Raw genomic sequence first — 23,970 nt, 5'->3', positions numbered from 1 at the left:
TTTCGGTAAGGGTATTCACTTCTGCTTGGGTGCGCCTCTTGCGCGGCTCGAGGTGCGGATCGCGATGGAGATTCTGATCGAGCGCTACAGCGATATCCGCGTCCGCGACGACGTACCGGTCAACCTGTGGAACCCGTGGGCGATGATCGGCGCCAACCGGCTGCCCATCGAGGTGCGTCGTGCGTGATGGAATCCCCGCTCGGACCCGGCGCGGCAAGGGAATTCGGATCTCGGCGACCGGTCGCCGCGACTCGGGCGCCGGGCCTGCGGTCAACTGAAGTCCGCGATGTGGTCCTCGACCCACTGTCGGAACGAACGGGCCGGTGTGCCGGTCACCTCCTCGACGGTGGACGTCACGACGCACGGCGCGTTCATTCGCTCGGTCATGGTCCTGACGAAGGGCGCCGGGAGGTTCCCGACATCCTCCGGCGACATCTCCGCCACGTCCACCGACCGACCGGTCACCGCCGCGATCGTCTCCGCGTGCTCGCGCTGTGTCATGGCCTGCGGCCCGGTCAGCCAGTACCCTTTCCCCGCGTGCCCGTCGCCGGTCAGGGCACGGACCGCCACGTCGGCGATATCGCGTTCGTGGATCGCCGCGGTCTCCATCCGCAGGAACGGAATCCGCAACTCTTCTCCGGATCGGATCGCCTGCGCCCAGTGCAGTCTCGTGGTGGCGAAGGTGGTCGGGCGCAGGAAGGTCCACGCGATCCCCGACTCCCGCACGGCCTGTTCCACCGCCGAGTGGATCTGTGCGGCCCTGGTGCGTTGAGCGACGGGTTCGACCACGGCGCACGACGACAGCAGCACGACGTGTTCCACACCGGCCGCCTGTGCCGCGCCGACGAATTCGGCGATGTGCTCCGGAACGGAGTAGAGGAAGACCTTGTCGATGCCGTCCAGCGCGGCGGGCAGCGTCTCGGGCTCGTCGAGATCGAGGCGGACCATTTCCAGGCCCGGCGACTCGGTGGTCTCCGGCTTCCGGCTGGATCCACGAATCGGGATTCCGGCGGACCGGAGGCCGGCCGCGACTCGGCTGCCGACGGTGCCGTACGCGCCGATCACAAGAATGGACATGGTTCCTCCCAAGGGGATTCGTCGGACCGACGTCGGAGTGAATCTCCGGCGATCTCGGGGATGTCGGCACGGCGAGCGAACAGCAACATTTCCACGACACCCCTTCGCTCGTCGAACCGGATCGGCAACATTCAAATGGCTTGGTACGGCCTCTGGACATCCCCTACGTTGGTAAAGCTTCGATGTACACGCCGAAGTCACTGTCAACATCGGGGATGGTGTCCGCCGTCGACCGGACGTTAGTGTCCGAGGTCGGTCGAGCACGTAGGGACGGTTCGAAATTGGAGGGGCCAAAATAAGCGAGAACGAGTCGGTTCCGATGCAGGTCTACCAGCGATTCCGCGCAACGGGACCGGGACCGGGCCGGGGCGACCGCCTCGGCGACCCGGATGGGATGCGCGTGCGCTCGGGGAGGAGATTGCCCTGAACGCACAGCCTTTCACATCGGGCCTGAACGAGAACCCGGTGACGATCACGCGGGTCGCGGACGGGCAGTGGCACGCGTTGGACGACACCCTGGGGAGGGTGGTCGGTCGCACGCATGCGGAGCGTCGCCCCGACGGGCGCATGTTCGTCAGTATCGATGCCTGGCAGGACGCCACGTTCGACCTACTCGCCGCGGCGATGCTGGCGGAACTGCCCGCACCGCTGTTCACGGTGGTCGACGAAGACGACGCCGACCTGACGGCCTGCTGGCAGCGGGCCGGTTTCACGGTCCGGCGCCGAGAGTGGGAATACCTCGTGCCGACCGACCCGGCGGTTACCGGACTCGGGGGAGCGCTGCCGCCTCCGGGTGTGACGATTGTGCCCGCCGGTGCGGTGGACGAGAGCCTGTTGCGCGCGTTGGACCGAGCGATCCGTGACGAAGTCGAGGCGACCCTGGGGTGGCTGTCGATGCCAGCGGAGGTGCTCGCTCGCCCCGACGGCGACACCGTCGGTGACGTGTCGACGTACGCGGTGGCCGCGACGGCGGACCGGTACCTGGGGCTGATTCGGGTCGAGACGGTGAACCAGCCGCGTATCGGGCTGGTTGCGGTGCTCGCCGGTGCGCAGCGCCGCGGAATCGCGCGGGCGCTGTTGGCCCACGCGCTCGGGGTGTTGCGGCACTCCGAGGTCACACAGGTGTGGGCCGAAGTCCAGGAGTCGAATCAACCGGCGTCGGCGCTGTTCGACGGCCTGGGAGTCCGGCCGGTGAGCAGCAACCTGGAGCTGGTGCGATGGCGAGGATGAAGCGGGGTATCGAGCTCGATGGCAAGGTCATCGAGTGTCTGCGCAGTACCACGTTCACCGTGGAGCTCGAGAACGGGCACAAGGTACTCGCGCACATCAGCGGCAAGATCCGCAAGAACTACATCAAGATCTACCTGGGAGACAAGGTGGTCGTGGAGCTCACGCCCTACGACCTGACGCGCGGGCGGATCGTGTTCCGGTACCCCGTCCGCTAGCCGATCGCGGGAACTGCCGCTCACAACCGGAAACAGGTGATCGGCGTCCGGTTCGAGGCCGGACGCCGATCACCTGTTCCCGCAGGCTGTGTACGCGGACTTCCACTATTCATGTGGGGGATGGTGTCGGGCGGTCAGGACGGTTCGGTGTCCGGCGCGTGCCGGACCTCGGCGTACGGATACGCCTGCGGTCGATGACATCGGAACGGTTGCCGCGCATGAGCTTTGAGCGGCGAGGCGCGGCGCAAGGGTGCCCGCCGACGCGCAGTCGAGGTGGGGGATGTGAACCAGGATATGCCCTGGTTATTCTTGCCGTCGCGCGACAAGAAGGCGGGGTACGGGAATGAAGATCATTTTCTCGAGTCTTTCCGGCTATGCCCATGTCTATCCGTTGCTGCCGTTGGCTCTCGCCGCCCGCGAAGTCGGCCACGACGTCATCTACGCCACCGGCGAGAGATTCCATTCGATGTTGGAGGGGTTGGGATTTCCCATCGCGCCGGTGGGGATTCCGATCCGGGATGCCTTCGGCATGGTCGCCGCGGAAATGGGCGCGGGGACCGGCGGACCGCCGCCGGGGGACGGGCTGGAGCCCGCGGCTCGGGCACTGCACGAGATACTGCCTCGCAGGTTCGCCGCCGACCTGTTGCCCGTGCTCCGGGCGGAACGACCCGACCTGGTGGTGTACGAAGCGCTCAACCCGGGCGCGGGACTCGCGGCGCACCGCGCGGGCATTCCCGCCGTGTGCCACGCCAACACCCGCGCGGAGGCGCTCGACCGTTCGCGGCAGCGGGGCATGGAACTCCTGCGCGCGGTCGCCGCCGAGATCGGCGTGGAATCGACCGAGGACGGCTACCTCCTCGGCGACCGATACCTCGACATATTTCCGCCCTCGCTGCAGGAACCGTCGTTCCTGGCTCGTGCCGAACGAACGCCGTTGCGCCCGGTGGCATTCGGCGAAGCGGGCGAACTGCCGGAGATCGTCCTGGCCGAGCGGAAACGACCGCTGGTCTACCTGACGTTGGGAACCGTCGTCGGCACCGCCCCCGTCCTGCGCGCTGCCATCGACGGGCTGTCGGCCCTTGATGTCGATGTGGTGGTCGCCGCCGCCGGGCCGAAGATCTGGGGGGCCGAGTTCGGTGCGCTTGCCTCGAACGTGCACTTCGGAACCTGGGTGCCGCAAGCGGATCTGCTGCCGCTGGTCGATCTCGTCGTCCACCACGGTGGCTCCGGCACCACCCTCGGCGCGGCGGGTGTCGGGGTGCCGCAGCTGTTCCTGCCCGCCGCGGTCGACGGATTCCACAACGCGGGCGCGGTATCCGCCGCGGGCGCCGGGATCCGTTTGCTGCCAGGAAGATTCGAACAGGTCGACGACCGCGGCCGACCGCCCGAGGGATTCGGGCAGGGCGAAGTACCGCTGCCTGCCGATGTCGTCTCCGCCGAGGTCGTCGCCGAGGCGGCCGACCGACTGCTGACCGATCCCGAGACCGGACAGGCGGCAAAGACCCTGGCCGAGGAGATCGCCGCGATGCCGAGCCCCGCGGAAGTCGCGACCCGGCTTCCCGAATTCCGCTGATTTTCGACCACCGTGACAGCGGGTTTTCTACCAGTGCGGGGGATCTGACCCTCGCACATCTATCCGTAATTTCGATGTGGCCACAACATCAATTGTCACCGTGCGGGCATATCGGGCCGGAGACGACAACTGATCGGGATCGCCATGGACGTCGCTGTTATCGGAGCCGGTCCGACCGGTCTCACCGCCGCGCTACTGCTGGCACGTCGTGGCCACCACGTCTCGGTGATCGAATCCGACCCCGGCCCCGACGAATCGGGGGGATGGGCGAGATCCGGGGTCTACCAGTTCCACCAACCGCATCTGATGCGCGCCCCGACCGTGACCCGGCTCGAGCGACTGCTCCCGGATGTCCTGGCGCAGCTGCTCGAGGCCGGGGCACAGAAGGTATGCGGCCGAGGGGATCCCGGCTACGTCGTCGGCATGCGGATTCGGCGCGTCACCTTCGACAGGGTGCTGTACGCGGCGGCGTCGGTCGAGCCCGGCGTGCGGCATATCTCCGGCCGCGCCCTCGGCGTCGAGATCGACGGCGCCGACGTGCGCGGCGTCCGGTTGCGCGACCGGGTGCTGCCCGCCGATCTCGTCGTCGACGCCACCGGACGTTCCGGCCTCACCACGGCATTGCGTGCGCAGGCCGGTGACAGCAGCTGCGGCTTCTCCTATGTCTCCCGCGCCTACCGACTGCGCGACGGGGCCGATCCGGGACCGATCAACGTTCCGCCCGGCTTCGCGGTCTTCCAGGACGGCTACTTCAGCATCGTCTTCCTCCAGGAGAACGGCTGGTTCCAAGTCCAGATCGTGCGCGCCACCACCGACAACGCTCTCGCCGAATTGCGCCACGAAACAGTCTGGGACGCCGTCGTCCCCGAAATCCCCGCCGTGGCCGAGTGGATCGACCCGGCGCGCTCGGCGGCGATGGGGCCGCCCAATGCGGGCAACGCGGGCCGCAACACCTACCGCCACCAGGCGGTGGCGGTGACGGGTCTGCTCGCGATCGGGGACGCGGTCTGCACCACCAATCCCATGGGCGCCCGCGGTATCTCCCTCGGCATCTCCGGTGCGGCCGCGCTCGCCGATATCGTGGCCGAGCACGATCGGCCGCGCTGGACCTCGGAGCTGGAACGGTGGTGCGAGAGCGATGTTCGGCCCTGGTTCGAGGACCAGGTCGAATCCGACGCGGCCATGCTGCGCCGCTGGGCCGGTGAGCCGATCGACCCCACGGGCAGACTGCCCGTCGACCTGGTCGCCGCGACGGCGCAAGCCGACCCGAGGATCATGCGGGTCGTCGGGCCCTACAACCTGATGGCGACCACATCGGCCGCCCTCGACCCCGTCCGGGAACGAGCCCGCGAAATCTTCGCGGGCGGCTGGCGTCAGACCGTTCCGGAGTCGCCCACCCACGGCGCGCTCGTCCGATACGTGACCGCGGCCACGCAGGCTGCGGTGTCCGCGATGGACTGAGGGTTCGCACCACCCCGTCCCGCTCGGCTCCGGCGCTCGAAACCAGGCGCTCAGCTGCCGGAGCCGAGCGCTCGTTCGATCAGACTGTCGACATCCATGGCGTCGATGAGATCGTCGTCGGCCCCCTCGACTGATCCGGTGCTCTCCTGCGCGGGCCGATCCGCCGCCTCCTCGACCAGGCCGAGCAACGTCTCGAGGACGCCTGCCTGCTTGAACCGGTCGAACGGCACCGAGGCCAGGATCCGCCGCACCTCGTCCTCGCGGGCATCCGCCTCGTCCTCGGGGCCGAGCAGTTCCGAGCGTAGGTATTCGACGACAGCCTGCGGGGTCGGGTAGTCGAAGACCAGTGTGGCGGGCAGCCGCAGTCCGGTGGCGGTGATCAGGCCGTTGCGGAAGTTGACCGCCGCCAGCGAGTCGAAACCGACTTCCTGGAACGCCTGCGCCGGACCGATTCCGTCCGCGCCGCTGTGACCGAGGACCGTGGCGGCCTGGTTTCGCACCATCCTGAGCAGGATCCGCTCCTGCTCGGTTGCCCCGGCCGCGCGCAGCGATGTGATCAGCGCCGACATACCTTCGGTGGAATCGGCGGGCTGCGCCGCCTCGATCGCCGCGGCGGCCTCCGGCAGGTCGTCGAAGAGCGGGCTCGGGCGGGCCGAGGTGAACGGCACGATGAAGGCGCTCCAGTCCATATCGGCGACGACCACCGATTCCGTGGGCTCCTGGATAACCTGTTCCAGTGCGGCCATCGCCGTCTCCGACGACATCGGGACGACGCCGCGTCGACGGAGCTGGGCCAGCGTCTGCTCGTCCATGCCGGCGCCGATCGTGCTCAGCGCACCCCAGGCGATCGACTGCGCCGCGACACCGTCCGCTCGCAGGCGCCGTACCAGCGCGTCGAGGACCGCGTTCGCCGCGCCCGCGGCCGCTTGACCGCCGCCGCCCCAGACACCGGCGATCGAGGAGAAGAGCACGAACGCGTCGAGTGGAAGGTCCGCGGTCAGCTCGCTCAGCCGGATCGCGGTGTCCACCTTGGCTCGGAAGACGGCGGCGACCTCCACGTCACCGGTCTGGTCGATCGGCTTGTTCGACGACATGTCGGCAGCGTGGAAGACCGCGGTCAACCGACGGTCCCGGTCGTGCACGAGGTCGGCGAGCGCCTGCGGGTCGCCGCCCTCGCACGACTCGATGACGGCGCCGCCCCCCAGCTCCGCCAGCTCGTCGCGCAGCGACTCGACCAGCGGGCCGGACTCGGCGCCCGCGGTCGTGACCACCACTCGCTCGGCGCCCGACCGGGCCAGCCACAACGAGACGTGCCGTCCGAGGCCCTCCGCACCGCCGGTGACCAGGACTGTCCCGCGCGGCCGCCCGCGCCGTTCGCCACCGGTCCCGCCCGGATCGGCGGCGTGCCGCAGCCGACGGACGTGGACGCCGGACCGTCGAATGGCCACTTGGTCCTCACCGGAGACCCCGGTCAACACGCCGAGCAGGTGTCGGACGGTCCGGCCGTCCGGCTCGGCGGGCAGATCGATCAATCCGCCCCAGCGGTCGAGGCGTTCGAGTGCGGCCGCCCGCCCGAGGCCCCACACCGCGGCCTGGGCGACCTGGTCCAGGTCCGCGGCGGCATCGCGGACGCCGACGCCGACCGCGCCCTCGGTCAGACACCACAGCGGCGCGGTGATACCGGCTGTGGCGAGCGCCCGGATCAGGGTCAGTGTCGAGACGGTCAGCGCCATCGGGTCGGGCCTATCGGTTCCGGTGCGGTCCGGGAGTGCGAGCAGAGACAGGACTCCGGCCACCTCGCCGTCGGCCATGGCCGCGCCGAGTCGGCGGGCGAGTTCGTCTCCGGACAGGCCGGTCGCCACCGGGCAGACCGCCACGTCCAGTCCGTTGGCCCGCAGCTGGTCGAGCAGACCGGCGCGCGAGCGGTCCGCGGCGGAGGTGAGTACCAGCCAGCGACCCTCGGGCACACCGAGGGCTTCGCGCCGGGGCGGGACCCAGTCGGCCGTGTACCGCAGCCGCGCCGAGGCCGACCGACTCGCACTCGCCTGCCGCCAATCGACGATGGCGGGCAATACCGCCGCCAAGGCGTCGCGTTGGTCGGCGGACAGCTCGAGCATGGCGGCCAGTGCCGCCGGATCGGCGTCGTCGATCGCGTTCCAGAAGCCGGTGTCGGTCGCGTTCCCGGCCGTCCCGGGGTTGTCCGAGGCGGCCTCGGTCAGCCAGAAGTGTCTGCGATCGAAGGCGTAGGTGGGCAGTTCGACCGGATACCGGGATCCTCGCGCGGGCAGGGTCGCGCCCCAGTCGAGCGGTACGCCGCCGACGAACAGTCGCGCGGCCGCGGCGAGGAAGGATGCCGGGCCGTCGGCGTCGCGGCGCAGCGTGCCGCAGACGATCGGGCGCCCTGAGCCCTCGGGTCGGGCGGGCGAGTCCGGGTCGTCGACGACGTCGGTCATCGCCTGCACCAGGACCGGATGCGCGCTGACCTCAACGAATACTCCGAAACCCTGGGTCAGCAGGTCCGCCGCGGCGGGGCCGAAACCGACCGGGCGTCGCAGGTTCTGGTACCAGTAGTCCGCGCCGAGTGCGTCGCCGTCCCCGACCCAGCCGCCGGTCACCGTCGAGTAGAACGGAATGCGCGGTGGTCGGGCGTCGATCCCGCGCAACGTCGTCGCGAGGACGTCCTCGATGCGTTCGACCTGCCGGGTGTGGGAGGCATAGTCCACCGGCACCGCGCGGGTCCGCACGCCCGCGCGCGCGAGCGACTCCAGCGCCTCGGCCAGCGCCCGTTCGTCACCGGCGATGACCACCGAGGACGGACTGTTCACCACGGCCACCTCCAACCGGCCCGACCAGGCGGCCAGCCGGTCGTGCACCGCGTCGGCGCCGAGCAGCACCGAGGCCATGGCGCCGCGACCGGACAAACTGGTCGCGATCGCCCGGCTGCGCACCGCGACGACGCGTGCCGCGTCGCCCAGCGACAAGGCGCCCGCGACGCACGCCGCCGCGATCTCCCCCTGGGAATGGCCGATCACCGCGTCGGGCCGCACCCCGACCGATTCCCAGAGCGCGGCCAGGCCGACCATCATCGCGAAACTCGCGGGTTGGACGACGTCCACGCGTTCGAGTGTCTGTTCGTCCGCCTCGCCGCGCAGCACATCGGTCAACGACCAGTCCACCCAGGGGGCGAGCGCCCGTGCGCACTCATCGATCCGCGCTCGGAAGACCGGTGAACCGTCCAGCAGGGCCCGCCCCATGCCCAGCCATTGCGATCCCTGACCCGGGAAGACGAGAACCAGCCGCCCGGGCGCTCCCGAGCCGATCACGCTGCCCGTGGTCAGGTTGGGCGCGGCCTCGCCGCGGGCCAACGCGGCCAGGCCCGTCAGCGCCTCGTCCCGCGAGCTCGCCAGCACGACGGCCCGCTCCGGCAGCGTCGCCCGGCCGCGCACGAGGGTGTCGGCTATCGCGGAGAGCGCCGTTTCGGCGGTGGGAACGGGGCTGTCGACGAATGCCCGCAGTCGCGCGGCCTGCGCGCCGAGTGACAGGACACTCCTGGCGGACACCACCAGCGGCACGACGTCGGTCGCGAGTCGCGGCGACGGCGTCGGACCCGGCGGGGCGGTGGCGGCCTCCTCTGCGGGGGCCTGTTCCAGGATCAGGTGCGCGTTGGTTCCGCTGGCGCCGAACGCGGAGATGCCGACTCGTCGGGGTCTGTCGCTCGACGGCCACCGCCGCGGCTCGGTCAGCAGCGCGAGGGTGCCCGTCGACCAGTCCACCTGCGCGGTCGGTTCCTCGACGTTGATGGTGGGCGGCAGCACACCGTGCCGCAACGCCTCGACCATCTTGATCACGCCTGCCACGCCTGCCGCCGCCTGGGTGTGCCCGATATTGGATTTCAACGAGCCGAGCCACAGCGGACGGCGCGCATCCCGGGCCCTCCCGTACGTGGCGAGCAATGCCCTCGCCTCGATCGGGTCGCCGAGCACCGTGCCGGTTCCGTGCGCCTCCACGGCGTCGACATCGGCCGGATCCAGGCCCGCCGAGGCGAGCGCCTGCCGGATCACCCGCTGTTGGGCCGCCCCGTTCGGCGCGGTCAGACCGTTGGACATGCCGTCGGAGTTCACCGCCGACCCGCGCAGTGTGGCCAGGACGCGGTGACCGCGGCGCCGCGCCACCGAGAGCCGTTCCAGCAGTACGACGCCGACGCCCTCGGACCAGCCGGTGCCGTCCGCGGTGGACGAGAACGACTTGCACCGGCCGTCGGCGGAGAGCCCGCGCTGGGTGGCGAACTCGACGAATGCCTCCGGGCTGGCCATCACCGTCGCCCCGCCCGCCAGCGCCATCGTGCACTCCCCGCGCCGGAGCGCATGCGCCGCCTGGTGGATCGCGACCAGGGAGGACGAGCAAGCGGTGTCCAGGGTCACCGCGGGTCCCTCGAAACCGAAGACGTAGGCGATCCGGCCCGACGCGACGCTGGGTGAGGTCCCGGTCATGACGTATCCCCGGACTTCCTCGGGAATCCGGTTCAACCTGCTCGCGTAGTCGTGGTGCACGATGCCGGTGAACACGCCGATCGCTTCGCCTCGGGCGGACATCGGGTCGATGCCGGCCCGCTCCATGGCCTCCCATGATGTCTCGAGGAGCAGCCGCTGCTGCGGGTCCATGGCCAGCGCTTCGCGCGGGGAGATCCCGAACAGGGTGGCGTCGAACCGGGGGGCGTCGTAGAGGAAGCCGCCCGCGCGGGTGTACGTGGTACCGGGGTGCGCTGGATCGGGATGGTAGAGCCGGTCGATGTCCCAGCCTCGGTCGGCGGGGAATTCGGCGATGGCGTCGCGTCGCTCGATGAGCAACCGCCACAGGTCATCGGGACTCTCCACGCCGCCGGGCAGTCGCAGACCCGTGCCGATGATCGCGATGGGCTCGTCGGGGTCGGCCGATGGCGCCGGAATCCGATCGGTCGTCGCGGCGACCTCGTCCGCCGCGTGTCCGTTCAGCAGACTCGCCGCGAGAACCTTCGGCGTCGGATAGTCGAAGACCGCTGTCGCGGGCAGGTCGACGCCCGTGAGGTCGTAGAGCCTGTTACGCAGCCGCACCCCGCCGAGCGAATCGAAGCCGAGGCTGTTGAACGACTGGTCTTCGTCCATCGCGGCGAGATCGGCGGGCTGATAGCCGAGTACGACCGCCACCGACTCCCGGATCACCTCGAGTGCGATCCGCTCGCGTTCGCTGCGGGACCTGCCCGCCCACGGGGTGGCGCCGAGGTCATGGACCTCGTCCCGGTCGTCGGCCTGCTCGCCGGTGACGGCGTCGGCCGCGTCGCCGGTCGGCGCTCGGTCGAGCCAGTACCGCCTGCTCTGGAACGCGTAGGTCGGCAGCTCGGTGGCCAGTGCCCGCGCCGATCCGGGGCGCCCGCCGGTGACCGCTGCCCAGTCCAGGGGCACGCCGCGCACGTGCAGTGCGCCGAATGCCCCCAGCACGTCGGCGACCTCGGCGCCGTCCGCGCGCAGCGTCGCGACGCAGGAAACGGCCGAGGTGTCGAGGCTCTCCGCGGCCATCGTGGTGAGCGCGCCCCCCGGCCCGAGCTCGAGGAAGGTCCGCACCCCCTGATCGCGCAGCGCGGTCACCGCATCCGCGAACCGAACCGTCGCGCAGACCTGTTCGACCCAGTAGCCCGCCGTCGCGAACCGCTGTCCGGCATCCGGCAGGCCGGTGACCGTCGACACGATGGGCACTTGCGTCGGCCGGTAGGTCAGCGACTCGGCGACCTCACGGAATTCGGCGAGCATCGGCCGCATCAACGGTGAGTGGAAGGCATGACTGACGGGCAACCGCCGGATCTTGTGACCGAATTGGGCGAGTTGGCTCGTCACCCACCGCACGGCGACCTCGTCGCCGGACAGCACCAGCGACCGGGCGCTGTTGATCGCCGCGACGGCGACCAGGCCGGGCGCCTCCACCAGCAACGGCGCGACCTCGGCCTCTCTCGCCTGGACGGCGACCATGGTTCCGCCCGCGGGCAGCGCCTGCATGGACCTGGCTCGCGCGGCGACGAGTTTTCCCGCGTCGGCCAGGTCGAGCACTCCGCCTACGTGGGCGGCGGTGATCTCACCGACGGAGTGGCCCGCGAGCAGGTCCGGGCGCAGTCCCCACGACTCGTAGAGCCGATACAACGCGGTTTCCAGGGCGAACAGACCTGCCTGGGTATACATCGTCTGATCGATCAGTCGATCGCCGGTCGCGCCGGCGGCGGTGAGGACGACGTCGGACAGCGGTGTCGTGACATGACCGGCCCAGTGTTGCTCGACGGCCCGGCAGGCGTCGGTGAACGCTCGGCCGAACACCGGGAAGCAGGCCGCGAGGTCCCGACCCATACCGGGCCACTGACCGCCCTGTCCGGTGAACAGGACGGCCAGTTTGCCGTCGACCGGCGCACCACCGACGGCGGGCGCCGACCCCGCGGCCAGACTGCGCAATTCGTCGACCAACCCGTCACGGTGCCGGACCACGAGGACCGCGCGCCGATCGAGCTGTGCTCGGCCGCAGGCCAGCGCGAGTGCGAGATCGGCGGGCTCGAGTTCCGGCCGGGACGCCACGAAGTCCGCCAACCGGCCTGCCTGGTCCCGCAGGGCCGCGGCGGTGTGGCCGGAGACCGGGACCGGCACCTGGAACTCGCCCGAGGGCCGATCCGGGGCGGCCGCCTCGGTCGTCTCGTCGGTGTCGTGCTCGCCGGGCTCTTCGAGGATGACGTGGGCATTGGTTCCGCCGATGCCGAACGAGGACACCCCGGCGCGGCGCGGCCGCCCGGCGCGCGGCCAGTCGCGGCGTTCGGTGAGCAGCCGGACCGCGCCCGCCGTCCAGTCCACATGGGTCGACGGTCGGTCGACGTGCAATGTCCTCGGCAGTACCGCGTTGCGCATCGCCATGATCATCTTGATGATGCCCGCGACGCCCGCCGCGGCCTGGGTGTGGCCGATGTTCGACTTCACCGACCCGAGCCACAGTGGTTGCCCGGCCGACCTGTCACGGCCGTAGGTCTCCAGCAGCGCCCGCGCCTCGATCGGGTCACCGAGCGTGGTCCCGGTGCCGTGCCCCTCGACCGCGTCCACCTCTTCGCCCCGCAATCCCGCCGCGGCGAGCGCCTTGCGGATCACGCGCTGCTGCGACGGACCGTTCGGTGCGGTGAGGCCGTTGGAGGCGCCGTCGGAGTTGACTGCGGTCCCTCGGGCCAGGGCGAGTACCCGGTGGCCTCGGGCACGGGCCAGCGACAGCGGCTCGACCAGGAGGAATCCGACCCCCTCCGACCAGCCGGTGCCGTCGGCCGCGTCGGCGAACGCCTTGCAGCGGCCGTCCGGGGCGAGCCCCCGCTGTCGCGAGAACTCGACGAAGGTCTCCACGGTGCTCATCACCATCACCCCGCCCGCCAGTGCCATCGAGCACTCGCCGTCGCGGATGGCCTGCGCGGCCAAGTGCAACGCCACCAGTGAGGACGAGCAGGCGGTGTCCACGGTGATCGCGGGCCCCTCCAGCCCGAGGTGGTAGGCGACCCGTCCGGACAGGACACTGCCGGAGCCGCCGGTCAGGCGGAAACCCTCCACGTCGGCCGCGTGATGGGTGCGCACGGACCAGTCGTGACTGTTGACCCCGACGAAGACGCCGACGTCCTGACCGGCGAGGCCGCGCGGGTCGATGCCGCCACGTTCGAGCAGCTCCCATGACGTCTCCATGACCAGCCGCTGCTGCGGATCCATCGCCAGCGCCTCTTTCGGCGAGATGCCGAAGAAGGCGGCGTCGAACGCGCCGGGTTCGTCGAGGAAGTTGCCGTGTCGAACGTAGGTGGTGCCGAGGTGGTCGGGATCGGGATCGAAGAGCCGGTCGATATCCCAGCCGCGGTCGGCGGGAAATTCGGCGACCGCGTCGGACTCCGCGGCGAGCAGCCGCCACAGGTCTTCGGGGCTGCGCACCCCGCCGGGGAACCGGCAGGCCATCGCGACGATGGCGATCGGCTCTCCGGTCGCCGTCGTGGGTTCCTCGACGGCGGGGGAGGCCTGCGTGTCATCGAGGAGTTCGGCCTGCAGGCGGGCAGCGAGCAGCCGCGGCCGCGGATAGTCGAAGATCATCCCGGGGGACAGCGCCAGCCCGGTCGCCGCGGCGAGCCGATTGCGCAATTCGAGCGCGGTGAGCGAGTCGAAGCCCGAGTCCTTGAAGGTGCGGTCGAGCCGGATCTCGTCGGTGTTCGCGTGGCCGAGGACCAGGGAACTCTGGAGGCGGATCAGCTCGACCAAGGCGTCGAACTGCGCTGCGGCGGGCAGCGCGCCGATCCGGTCGGACAGGGCCGCCGACGCCTGCCGCCCGGCCGCACCTGCCCGGTCGACCTGCCGCCCGGACGCCGCCCGCCCGCGCGGCACGAACGGCGCCTGCCCGCCGTCGGCCCGCCGGAACGCGGCTGGATCGAGTCCGGCCGCGACCACGGCGCCGCCCGCGCTGTCGCCCTCGCGCAGCGCCCTGTCGAACAACGCCGTGCCGTCGCCGTCGGAGAGGCCGATCATGCCGATGTCCCGATTCCTCCGGTGGTCGGCGTCGCCGAGATGGCGGGTCAGGCCACTGGCACGTTCCCAGTAGCCCCACGCGATCGAGACCGCGGCCCGACCGGCGCGCCGCCGGTCCCGCGCCAGGGCGTCCAGCGCGGCGTTGGCCGCGGCATAGTTCGCCTGCCCGGGGGTGCCGAGCACGCCCGCGGCCGAGGAGTAGAGAACGAAGGCGGCGAGGTCGAGATCACGGGTGAGGTCGTCGAGGTGGCGGGCCGCATCCACCTTCGCGCCGAATACGGCGTCGACGCGTCGCGGGTCGAGATCGGTGATCACCGCGTCGTCCAACACCCCGGCGGTGTGCACGACCGCGGTCAAAGGGTGCTGTGTCGGGACGACGTCCAGCAGCGCCGCCACCTGCGCGCGGTCCGCGACATCGGTGGCCACCAGCCGAACGGTCGCGCCGAGTTCGACCAGTTCGTCGTGCAGCGCCGCGGCGCCGTCGGCCGCGGGGCCGCGACGGCCCGCGAGGATCAGGTGCCGGATACCGTGCTCGGCGACCAGATGCCGCGCGGTGACCGCCGCGAGCGTTCCCGTGCCGCCGGTGATCAGCACCGTGCCGCCGGGATCGAGCGGTCGCGCCGCGGGCGCCGAGGTGACCGGCCGTAGCCGCGTCAGTCGTGGCGCCCGCATCCGGCCGTCTCGCAGCCTGAGCTGCGGTTCGCCGCTGTGCGCGGCGGCGACGACGGAGGCTGTGGCGCGGGCCGCCGGATCCGCGGTCACCAGCACGAGCCTGCCGGGGTGTTCGGACTGCGCGGATCGGACGAGCCCCCCGATCGCGCCCGCGGCGACCCCGTCGTCGTCCGGGGTGACGATCACGAGCCGGGCGTCGTCCGCACCGGGGTGGGCGAGGAACGTCTGGATCAGTTCGAGTACCGCGACGACCGCGGCGCGAGGGTCGCCGGAGGAGACGTCGGCCTCGTGGATCAGCAGTGTCGCGGTGGCGCGGGTGAGGTCCGCGACATCGGTGACGTGCTGCGCGGCCGGTCCGGCCGCCGAGGCGTTCCGTGGCATAGGTAGGTCGACCCAGTCCAGGTGGAACAGGTCCGCGGCGGACTCGTGCCGCCCGGTGACCAGTTCGGACACCTCCAACACCGGCTGCCCGGCCGGATCGGCGAGGTCGACGCGGAAGCCGCGCCGGTCGCCTATCGGTACGGATCGGACGTCCACTGTGTCGGCGCCTGCGGCCACGAGTCGGACGCCGCGCCAGGTCTTCGGCCGTTGACCGGGAGGCAGGACCGCCCGCACGGCCGCGTCGAGCAGTGCCGGGTGGATGCCGTAACGGTGGGCGTCGAACCGCTCGGCGTCCCCGAGTGCGGCCTCGACCGCGTTGCCGCCCGCGGGCTCGGTGGGAGACCCGGCTGCCTGTGCCACGGTGCCCGCGGCGTGCGGCGTCCATTCTTCGGGGACGCCCGAACCCGAGTAGATCGTCAGCGATCGGCGGTGGGCGGCGTCGGGCGGTCCGACGACGAGCCGCACGTCGAGGCCACCGTGGCGTGGCAGCTCGAGGGGCCGGTCGATGGTCATCTCCTCGACGACCGGGGCGCCGACCAGGTCACCGGCCCACAGCGCGAGTTCGACGAAGGTGGCCTCGGGCGTCTGCTCACCCGGCGACCAGGGCAGGCTCGACGCCGACCAGCGACCGGTCGCGACCAGGCCGCCGGATCCGGGCAGCCGGACCAGCGCGCCGAGCAGCGGATGCCCGGTGTCGTCCATGCCGAGGCCGGACGCGTCGGCCTGCACCGGATTCCGCCAGTATCGCCGCCGCTCGAACGGGTAGGTCGGCAGATCGATCCATGTGGCGCACTCCGCCGACGGCAGCAAGCCGCGCCAATCGACGTGGACTCCGCGAACGAACAGTTCGGCCATCGATCGCAGCAGGCGGTCGATCCCGCCGTCGTCGCGGCGCAACGAACCGGCGACGACCACGTCGACGCTGGCCTCGTGTGCGGTCTCGGCGACCGACTGCACGAGTACCGGGTGCGGACCGACCTCGACGAAGGCGCCGAAGCCCTGGTCGAGCAGGCGCTCGATCGTCGGTCCGAAGCGGACCTGTTGCCGCAGGTTGCGGTACCAATAGTCGCCGTCGAGCCGACCGTCGGCCCGACTCGCGGTCACGGTCGAGTGGAAGGGCACCGACGGCTCGGTGCTCGGCAGATCGGCCAGCGCGACCGCGAGGCGCTCCCGGACCGCCTCGACATGATCGCTGTGCGATGCGTAGTCGACGTTCACCCGCCGGACCTCGACCCCGGCTTCGGCGAGTTCGTCCAACGCCTCGGTCAGCGCCTCCGAGCCGCCCGCGACGACCACCGAGGACGGGCCGTTCACCGCGGCGATCTGGATCCGGCCGCCCCATTTCGCCAGCCGCGCCGTCAGGTCGGCGGCGGCGAGACGTACCGACGCCATGCCTCCTCGGCCGGACAGGACCTCCGCGATCGTCCGGCTCCGTACCGCGACGACCCGCACGGCGTCGCGCAAGGACAGCGCGCCTGCGACGTAGGCCGCGGCGATCTCGCCCTGCGAATGGCCGACCACCGCGTCGGGCCGCACTCCCGCCGATCTCCACAGCGCGGACAAGCCGACCGTCATCGCGAAACTCGCCACCTGGACGACGTCGACGCGCTCGAGCAGTTCGCGGTCGGCCGTACCGCGCAATACGTCGATCAGCGACCAGTCCGTCCATTCGCTCGCCAGCCGAGCGCATTCGCCGACGACCTCGGCGAAGGTGGGGGAGGTGTCCAGCAGTTCGCGGCCCATGCCGACCCACTGCGCGCCCTGCCCGGGAAAGATCAGCACGACGCCGGAGCGGGACGGGTCCGCGCCCGCGCTCGCGCGCTGTACGAAGGGACTCTCCTCGTCGCGAGCCAGTGCGCGCAGGCCCGCGAGCGCCTCGTCCCGGGAGCGGGCCAGCACGACCGCGCGTTCGTCCATGGTCGTGCGTCGGGTCGCCAGCGCCACGGCCACGTCGACCCACGACGACTCGTCGGCGTCCCGCACGAGCGGGATGAGCCGGTTCGCGAGCCTGCCGAGCGCGTGCGTGCCGCGAGCCGACAGGATCAGCGGCACGATTGCCCGCGCGGGTGAGCGCCGCGGCGGGACAGCAGGCTGCGGTGGCGCTTCCTCCAGGATCACGTGGGCGTTCGTTCCGCTCAGCCCGAAACTCGAGACTCCCGCCCGGCGCGGACGACCACGGTGCGGCCACGGCCTGTTCTCGGTCAGCAGCGCGACACCGCCCGCCGACCAGTCCGCGCGCGGTGTCGGCTCGTCCACGTGCAGTGTCGACGGCAGTACGCCGTGCCGAAGCGCCTGGACCATCTTGATCACGCCCGCGACGCCCGCTGCCGCCTGGGTGTGGCCGATATTCGACTTGAGCGAGCCCAGCCAGAGGCGTTGGTCGGCGTCCCGGTCCCGGCCGTAGGTGGCCAGCAGCGCCTCGGCCTCGATGGGGTCACCGAGCACGGTTCCGGTCCCGTGCCCTTCCACCGCGTCGATATCGGTGAACTCGAGCCCCGCCGATGCGAGCGCCTGCCGGATGACCCGCTGTTGCGCGGCGCCACTCGGCGCGGTGAGGCCGTTGGACGCGCCGTCGGAGTTCACCGAGGAGCCGCGCAGCACCGCGAGGATCCGGTGCCCGTTGCGGCGGGCGTCGCCGAGCCGTTCCAGCACCAGCATGCCCGCACCTTCGGCCCACGCGGTGCCGTCGGCGGCCGAGGCGTAGGACTTGCACCGGCCGTCCGCCGCCAACGCCCGTTGCCGGGAGAACTCGACGAACGACCGGGGGGTGGCCATGACCGTCGCGCCGCCCGCCAAGGCCAACGAGCATTCGCCCCGGCGCAGCGCGTTGGCGGCCAGATGCAGCGCGACCAGTGCGGACGAGCACGCCGTGTCCACGGTGATCGCCGGTCCACGCAAGCCGAGTAGGTAGGAGATCCGGCCCGACGCGACACTGGCCGCGGTTCCGGTCGTCTGAAAGGCTTCGAGTTCCTCGGGCACCGGGCCGCCCGCGCCGTAGCCCTGCTCCATCAGACCGACGAAAACCCCGGCGTCCGCGCCCCGCATCGTGGACGCGTCGATGCCGGTGTGCTCCAACGCTTCCCACGCGATCTCCAACAGCACTCGCTGTTGCGGATCCATGGCGAGCGCCTCACGCGGGGAGATCCCGAAGAAGTCGGCGTCGAATTCCGCCGCGTCATCGAGGAACCCGCCGCGGTCGACATAGGAGGTCCCGGCGCGGTCCGGGTCGGCGTCGAACAGTCGGTGCAGGTCCCAGCCGCGGTCGGTCGGAAACGGCCCCGACGCCTCCCGGCCCTCGCTGACCAGATCCCACAGGTCGTCCGGCCCGGTGATCCCGCCCGGCAACCGGCAGGCCATACCGACGATGACCACCGGCTCATCCGTTCCGGCGGTGGTGGCGATGCCGGTGTCGGTGACCGTGTCACCGACCAGTTCGGCGTGCAGGAACGCGGCCAGTGCGCGCGGCGTCGGATGGTCGAACGCCGCTCCGGTCGGCAGCTTCAGACCGGTTCCCGCCATCAGCCGCGTGCGCAGTTCCACGATCGCGACCGAGGTGAACCCGAGATCCCGGAACGTGCGGTCCGCGGGGACATCGAAGGTCGGGGGCCGATTCAGCGTCGCCGCGGTCGCGTCTCGGACCACGGCCCGAACGAGCGCGTGTTGCGCGTGTCGGTCCAGTACAGCCAGCTTCGCGCGGAGGGCGGACGCGGTGTCGTCGAGTTCGTCACGGGCGAACCGTTGCGTGACGGTATCGCCGGGCAGCACGAGACCGGCCGACGGTGTCCGCGCGTCCGCGACGAACAGCGGTGTGGAGTCCGAGGTGGCGAGGAGCGTATCGACCGCGAACAGGCCGTCCCGAATGCCCGCCGGATCGGGAGCGCCGCCCACCGGTTCGCTCCAGGTCAGTACCGATCCCGCCAGGCCGCGCCTGCGGCGTTCGTCGGCCACGGCTCGCACCGCGGCCGCCGAGACCGCCCGTTCGGGGTCCGCGTCGGTGGCGTCGTGGAAGTCGGCGATCACGATGAACGGGGTCCGGTCGGAATCCGCCGCGACGCTCAGCGTCTCGGCGAGCTCAGGGTCGCCGTCGGTCAGGATCACCGCGGCGATCCGACCCGAGGCGATGGTGGACTCCCAGTCCGCGTCGGCGGCGTTCCCGCCCGCGAGGAGCAGTCGCCGGTCCGGGTGCACGGCGGCCATGTGGCGGGCCACCGCGGCGCCGCGCACGGTGTCCGTGCCGGTCAGCACGACGATGCCGTCCTCGCTCGCCCACGAATCCCGCGTCGAACGGTCCAGGACCGCCTGGCGGGTCAGCCGGGCCACCGAGAACTCGCCGGATCGCGCCGCCCAGCGGGGTTCGTCGGGCGCAATCGCGTGGGGCACTGCCTCGATCGGTGTTTCGTCGTCCAGGTCGACCAGGACGACCCGCTCGCCGAGCACCCGGACCGTCGCGGCCGCAAGCATCGCCTGGCCCGGCTCGGCGGGCTCGTCCCGGTCCGATACCGCGACCGCGCGCCGGGTCACCAGGACGAGCCGCCCCGATCCGACCCGGGCCGCCCATGCCGTCACCTCATCGATCAGTTCCCGGGTCCTGGCGCGTTGCTGTGCCCGGTCGCCCGGCGTCGCGGGCGCGCGCACCACTGTCAGGTCGGCGGCCTCGGCCGCGGCCAGATCGGCGTAGTGAGGGGACCGACCGGCGACCTCGGCAAGGTCCGAGCCGACGAACGCCCAGGTCGGCGGCGCGGCGTCGGGTGACGGTGCGGCGTTGGGTGACGGTGCGGCGTTGGGTGACGGTGCGGGCACCCATTCCAGGCGCAGGACGCCGTCGTGTAGTCCGCTCGCGGTGTACCGGAGCACGGCGGGCTGCTCGGCCAGCCTGCGGCGCTGGATCTTCCCCGACGCGGTCCGCGGAACGCCGCGGATCTCGTTGACCTCGACGGGAACCTTGAACGCCGAAAGCTCTCGGCGGCACGCTTCGATCACGGTGTCGACCTCGAAGCCCGCCGGGTCCGCGACCACGTAGGCGACGGGCATTTCACCCAGCACCCGGTGCGGCCTGCCCGCCACACCCACGTCCGCGATCCCCGGCGCACCGCGCAGAACCGCCTCGATCTCCTCGGGATGGACGTTCTCACCGCCCCTGATGATCAGATCGCTGATCCGGCCGCAGAGGGTGAAGTAGCCCGCGGAGTCCCGGCGGGCCAGGTCACCCGTGCGGTACCAGCCGTCCCGGAACGCCTTCTCGGTCGCCTCCGGCTTGTCGTGGTAGCCGGAGGTGACGTTCGGTCCGCGTACCCACACCTCGCCCTCGTCGCCCACAGGCATGTCGCGGCCCGTCTCGGGGTCGACGATGCGCACGTCGACGCCAGGCACCGGAAGTCCGCACGAACCGTCGACCCGGTCGCCGTCCGGCGGGTTCATGGTGATCGCCCCGCACGTCTCGGTACTGCCGTACGCGTCGACCAGCGGCGCCTCGAAGACCTCGCGGAAAGCGCGGCACAGTTCGGGACCGGTGACCGCGCCCCCGACCAGTCCGATCCGCAGGTCCGGCAAGGCGATCCGGTGCTGCTCGCACGCCTCGAGGAGGTAGTGATAGGTGGTCGGCGCGCCCGCCACGAAGGTCGCCCCGGTCTCGCGGGCGGCTTCCAGGAATTCGTTCCCGGACGGGCTGTCCATGATCCGGGCGGTGGCGCCGACCACGGTCACGGCCAGTACGCACACGATGTGGGAGAGGCTGTGGAACAACGGCAGCGGCCACAGCACCCGGTCCTGCGCCGAAAGTCCCGGTATCGGAACGTAACTCGCGGCCACCGAGAACAGGCAGTTGCGCTGGCTGGACAGCACGCCCTTCGGCCGTCCGGTGGTCCCCGAGGTGTAGAACGTCCACGCCACCTCGTCGAGTCCGAGGTCGTCCCTGGCGGGTTGCGCGGGCTCGGTCCGCGCGAGTTCCCGGTAGGCGTGAACCGAAGGGTGCGCGGGCGCGTCGCCGATCACGAGCAGGGGGGCGCCGGGAGACCGGGACGGCGAACGCAGGAAGCCCGCGACGTGCACGGGGTCGGTGACGATCACGTTCGCCCCGCTGTCGGCCAGGAGATACTCCAGTTCCGAGTCCGTCGACGCGGGGTCGACCGGCACCCCGACCGCGCAGGCGCGAACGATCGCGAGGTAGGTCTCCAACATTTCCACGCTGTTGCGCAGACAGATCAGCACTCGGTCGCCGCGCTGTACGCCGAGGTCCGCCAGATGCCCCGCCAGCCGCCGGGTCCGCACCTCCAACTCGCCGTAGGTGACCGCCCGCTTGTCGTCCTCGAAGGCGACCTTGTCGCCGAAATCGCCCGCGTGCTCCCGCAGTACCCGGGGGAGGGCTCTGATCAGTTCGGCGCGCACGGGCCCCACGTCCTCTCCTCGAGCGGACCGGTCCGGCGCCGGATGGGCGCGACCCTGCGGCCCGCGTTAGGAGACTAGAAGCGGCCGTGCCGACCTCGGATCCCTCAGCCTGGTAGACGCCGCGCGGGCCGCCTGCCTGCACCGCGGGCGCCGTGGGAAGCGGCGCCCTTCCGTCAGGTTGACAGTCTTGTCCGTGATGGCGGGACTTGCATGGCCCGCCCGTGTTCGGCTGTCTAGCGTGAAAACCGTGACAACGCATACGGTTCGGTCCACCACGGCCACGGTCCGGCCTGGAGTCCTGGATTCCGCCGCGGCGACCGCAGCCGTGATCGAACCCGGCGACGAAGTTCTCTACCCGGACACCTGGACCAACTGGCAGAACCAGCTGCGCTACGGCATGTCCGCGGCGGACCGTGCTCGACTGCGCAAGGAATATCCCGGCTGCCCGTTCCAGATCATCGGCCCGGTCGAGGTGAGCGGCGCCGAACCGGGTGACGTGGTCGAGTGTCGGCTGATGGAACTGCGGCTCGGAGCCTGGGGCGGCAACGCTTTCCCCACCAGGGCGGGCGCGCTGCCCTACGACTTCGACGAGCCGTACTTTCACGACTTCCGGTTCGACGAGACCCGCACCCGAGCCGACTATGTGCACGGGATCTCGCTGCCGCTCGACCCGTTCGCGGGCATCATCGCGGTCGAACCGCCGGGCGCGGAACCGGTGAGCGCGCTCATCGGCGGCGACCACGGCGGTAACCTGGCACTTCCCGAACTCACGGTGGGCTCCTCGCTGTTCCTGCCCGTGGCCAAGCCCGGCGCCCGGATCTGGATCGGCGACATCCATGCCCTCCAGGGCGACGGCCTGGTCGACCAGACCGCGCTGAAGTCAACGGCCGAACGGCTGCGGATGCGCTACGACCTCCACAAGAACGTCGGCCTGACCCGCCCCCTCGCCGAGACCGAAACGCATTGGGTCGGTATCGGACTGGCCGACAGCCTGCACGACGCGCTGACCGACTGTCTGCGCGGATTGATCGGCTGGTTCAGCGCGGCATCCGGCCTCAGCCGCGCCGAGGCGCACGCACTGTGCAGTATGGCGGCGAGTTTCCGGATCACCCAGTACGCGGACCAGACCGAGATCCATCACGTCGATGTCCCCCTGCCGCCCAAGGGTGTGCACGGTCTGTTGCGAAAAGACGTCTTCCCGGTCGACGTGCGCGCCCGCGTCGACCGATGGCTGCGGCCCGCGGCCTGACCATTTCCGGTCTTTCCGTGGAAAATGCCGGGCCGGGAAATTCGCGACAGCACGCGCAGTCAATGTGAGGGATGGGGGCCCGGGTACCCGCCGATTAGCCTGCGTTTATCCCCATTCGACCACTGGTCATCGCATTTTCCTGTCCAGAAAGGAACCGGGTGATGAGTACCACGCATGTGCATTATGTCCAGCAATTGTTGACCCATTTCGACGCGGATCCCGATCGTGTCGCGGTGGTCAGTGGCGGTGTCGCGGTGTCGGCGGGTGAGTTGGCCGAGGCGACGCGTCGGGCCGCGGCGGTGATGGGTCGCCACGGTATCGGTCGTTCGGATGTGGTGGCCGTGCTGACCGAGCCCAATACCGCCGCCACGCTGATCCTACGGTGGGCGGCCAATCTGGCCGGGGCCACCGCCGCGCACGTACGCGGCATGAACGCCGTCGTCCCCGACGACGAGTTGCGGGTCGAGTTGCAGCGCGCGCTCGTCTCGGATTTCGGTGCGCGGATATTGGCGGTGGATCCGGCCAATGCCGCGCGTGCCCGTAAGTTGTTGCCGGAAGCGGGGGTTCGGCCGGTGCTGGCCGTTCTGGGTTCCGGTGGTCCCGATACCGTGGATCTGAGCGCCGGTTCCGGGGACGGGGTGGGCGCGTGTGCCGATGTCGTCGACAGCGATATCGCCGTCATCACCCAGACCAGCGGGTCGAGCGGCCTGCCGAAGGGCGTCTGCTGGCCCTTCGGGGTGAAGAACGAGATGGCCACCTCGGCGGTCGGCCGCAGCGGCCGGACGAACCTGCTGATCACCGCGCCGCTCACCCATTCCAGCGGCTTCGGTGCGGACGATACGCTCATCACCGGTGGAATGGTCGTGCTGCACCACGGTTTCGACGCGGCGGCGGTACTGCGCGCGGTCGCCGAGCATCGGATCGGCCGCCTCATCCTCGGCACCCCGCAGGTCTACGCGCTCGGCGAGCATCCCGACCGGCCCGGCACCGACCTGTCCAGCTTGACCGAGCTGATCTACACCGGCAGTCCGGCCGCGCCGCTGCGGCTCGGCGAGGCCAGGGAGGTTTTCGGTCCGGTGCTCATCCAGGTCTACGGCACCACCGAAACCGGCGTACTCACCATGCTCGCACCCCACGACCACGACCGAGCACACACCCGAACCACCGTCGGACGACCACTGGACC

Annotated in this window: 9 protein-coding genes; 7 read left to right on the top strand and 2 right to left on the bottom strand. The window is 71.0% G+C overall.

Annotated features, from left to right (window positions below):
* The coding region (locus IT779_RS36900; protein WP_196154148.1) for a cytochrome P450 at positions 1 to 187 on the top strand (187 nt) is incomplete at its 5' end.
* 83 nt (positions 188 to 270) lie between these two features.
* Here IT779_RS36900 and IT779_RS36895 read toward each other — a convergent pair.
* Positions 271 to 1,077, bottom strand: a complete 807-nt coding sequence (locus IT779_RS36895; RefSeq protein ID WP_196154147.1) for an NAD(P)H-binding protein — start codon at positions 1,075 to 1,077, stop codon at positions 271 to 273.
* A gap of 465 nt (positions 1,078 to 1,542) precedes the next feature.
* Between IT779_RS36895 and IT779_RS36890 the strand changes: the two genes are divergently transcribed.
* The 4 genes from IT779_RS36890 to IT779_RS36875 all read left to right on the top strand — a co-directional run bounded on the left by IT779_RS36890 (position 1,543) and on the right by IT779_RS36875 (position 5,556).
* A complete protein-coding gene (locus IT779_RS36890) occupies positions 1,543 to 2,307 on the top strand; it encodes a GNAT family N-acetyltransferase (protein WP_332839138.1) in 765 nt (254 codons plus the stop codon).
* Positions 2,295 to 2,522 carry a translation initiation factor IF-1 gene (gene infA / locus IT779_RS36885; RefSeq protein WP_196154146.1) on the top strand — a complete coding sequence of 76 codons (228 nt, stop codon included), beginning with the start codon at positions 2,295 to 2,297 and terminating at the stop codon, positions 2,520 to 2,522. The genes IT779_RS36890 and infA overlap by 13 nt, the downstream gene beginning before the upstream one ends.
* Before the next feature lie 343 nt (positions 2,523 to 2,865).
* Entirely contained in the window at positions 2,866 to 4,095 is a 1,230-nt protein-coding gene (locus tag IT779_RS36880; protein WP_196154145.1) for a glycosyltransferase, read from the top strand.
* A 144-nt stretch (positions 4,096 to 4,239) separates the two neighbouring features.
* Positions 4,240 to 5,556: an FAD-dependent oxidoreductase gene (locus IT779_RS36875; protein ID WP_196154144.1), complete on the top strand. Its 1,317-nt coding sequence runs from the start codon at positions 4,240 to 4,242 to the stop codon at positions 5,554 to 5,556.
* 50 nt (positions 5,557 to 5,606) lie between these two features.
* Here IT779_RS36875 and IT779_RS36870 read toward each other — a convergent pair whose 3' ends face one another.
* Positions 5,607 to 21,545, bottom strand: a complete 15,939-nt coding sequence (locus IT779_RS36870; protein ID WP_198429348.1) for a type I polyketide synthase — start codon at positions 21,543 to 21,545, stop codon at positions 5,607 to 5,609.
* A gap of 238 nt (positions 21,546 to 21,783) precedes the next feature.
* Here IT779_RS36870 and IT779_RS36865 point away from each other — a divergent pair, with 238 nt between their 5' ends.
* Together IT779_RS36865 and IT779_RS36860 are read left to right on the top strand one after the other, a co-directional pair.
* Positions 21,784 to 22,785: an acetamidase/formamidase family protein gene (locus IT779_RS36865; RefSeq protein ID WP_196154143.1), complete on the top strand. Its 1,002-nt coding sequence runs from the start codon at positions 21,784 to 21,786 to the stop codon at positions 22,783 to 22,785.
* A gap of 161 nt (positions 22,786 to 22,946) precedes the next feature.
* The coding region (locus tag IT779_RS36860) for an AMP-binding protein (protein ID WP_196154142.1) at positions 22,947 to 23,970 on the top strand (1,024 nt) is incomplete at its 3' end.

The organism is Nocardia bovistercoris (assembly GCF_015674855.1).
GTDB lineage: Bacteria > Actinomycetota > Actinomycetes > Mycobacteriales > Mycobacteriaceae > Nocardia > Nocardia bovistercoris.
The sequence above is the reverse complement of the archived record's forward strand: the minus strand, read 5'-3'. Positions and strand labels throughout refer to the sequence as shown.

Coding starts and splice junctions, on each gene's coding strand:
- IT779_RS36895 (WP_196154147.1), bottom strand. CDS start 1,077: ATGTCCATTCTTGTGATCGGCGCGTACGGCACCGTCGGCAGCCGAGTC.
- infA (WP_196154146.1), top strand. CDS start 2,295: ATGGCGAGGATGAAGCGGGGTATCGAGCTCGATGGCAAGGTCATCGAG.
- IT779_RS36880 (WP_196154145.1), top strand. CDS start 2,866: ATGAAGATCATTTTCTCGAGTCTTTCCGGCTATGCCCATGTCTATCCG.
- IT779_RS36875 (WP_196154144.1), top strand. CDS start 4,240: ATGGACGTCGCTGTTATCGGAGCCGGTCCGACCGGTCTCACCGCCGCG.